1 protein-coding gene is annotated in these 1,292 nt (G+C 60.8%); it reads left to right on the plus strand.

The window, feature by feature from the left end:
- Positions 1–1,292 (plus strand): TonB-dependent siderophore receptor (locus OQK_RS06580; RefSeq protein ID WP_038860658.1); only part of this gene is annotated, 1,292 nt, incomplete at both ends.

Genomic DNA, 1,292 nt, shown 5'->3' on the forward strand with positions numbered 1-1,292 from the left:
CGCTGGATTTTGCCGGCGGCGTGTCGAAGCAGAACAACTTCGGCGGCCTGACTCTGTACGAATACAGCGTGCGCGGCTTCACCACCTCGGAGTTCTACAAGGACGGCTTCAGTGCCAATCGCGGTTATCCGAGTACGCCAGATGCGGCCAACATCGAGCGCATCGAAGTGCTCAAGGGCCCGGCCGCCAGCCTGTACGGCCGGGGTGATCCCGGCGGCACGGTGAACATCGTCACCAAGAAGCCGCAGCCCGAAGCGTTCACCACTGTGCAAACCAGCGCCGGCAGTTGGGACCGCTACCGCACCGCGCTGGACGTCAACACGCCCCTTGATGATCAGGGCAATGTGCTCTCGCGCATCAACCTCGCCGTAGAAGACAACAACAGCTTTCGCGACCACGTCGACAGCCAGCGGGTATTCGTCGCGCCCTCGATCAGTTGGCAGTTGAACCCGGACACCTCGCTGCTGGTGGAGAGCGAAATCGTCCGTCACAACTCGACGTTCGATCGTGGTGTGGTGGCGCCGAACAACAAGTGGAGCGGCGTATCGCGCTCGACCTTCCTCGGCGAGCCCAACGACGGCAACATCGACAACCACAACAACCTGCTCCAGGCCACTCTTGAACACCATCTGAACGACAGCTGGAAACTGCGCCTGGCCAGTCACTACAAGGAAGGCAAACTCTGGGGCGACGCTTCCGAAGCACGACCGCTGAACGCCGACGGCCACACGGTCAATCGCCGCTTGCGCGAACGCGATACGAGTTGGCACGACAGCATCACCCAACTGGAACTGCGCGGTCTGTTCGACCTCGGGCCGTGGCAGCATGAATTGCTGATCGGCACCGAGTACGAGAATTACCGCAAGGACGAACGCGTCACCACCATTGCTGGCGGCCCCTACGCTATCGACATCTATAAGCCGGTTTACGGTCAGCCTAAACCCAACGGCGCACGCTCGGGCACCGACTTCTTCGAACACGTCGAAAGTCATGCGCTGAATCTGCAGGACCAGATCATCTTCACCGACAAGCTGCGCGGCATGGTCGGCGCGCGCTTCGAGCATTTCGATCAGCGCATCGACGATCACAGCCGCAACGCCAAAAGCCAGCAGCGCCACGACGCACTGACTCAACGCGCCGGCCTGCTCTATCAGCTCACGCCGAACACCGGCCTGTTCGCCAACGCCTCGACCTCGTTCAAACCGAACAACGGCCTGGATGCCTCCGGCAAATCCTTCGACCCGGAAGAAGGTGTCGGTTACGAAGTGGGGATCAAGAACGAACTGTTCGAT

The organism is Pseudomonas sp. R62 (genome assembly GCF_000257605.1).
Lineage (GTDB): Bacteria > Pseudomonadota > Gammaproteobacteria > Pseudomonadales > Pseudomonadaceae > Aquipseudomonas > Aquipseudomonas atacamensis.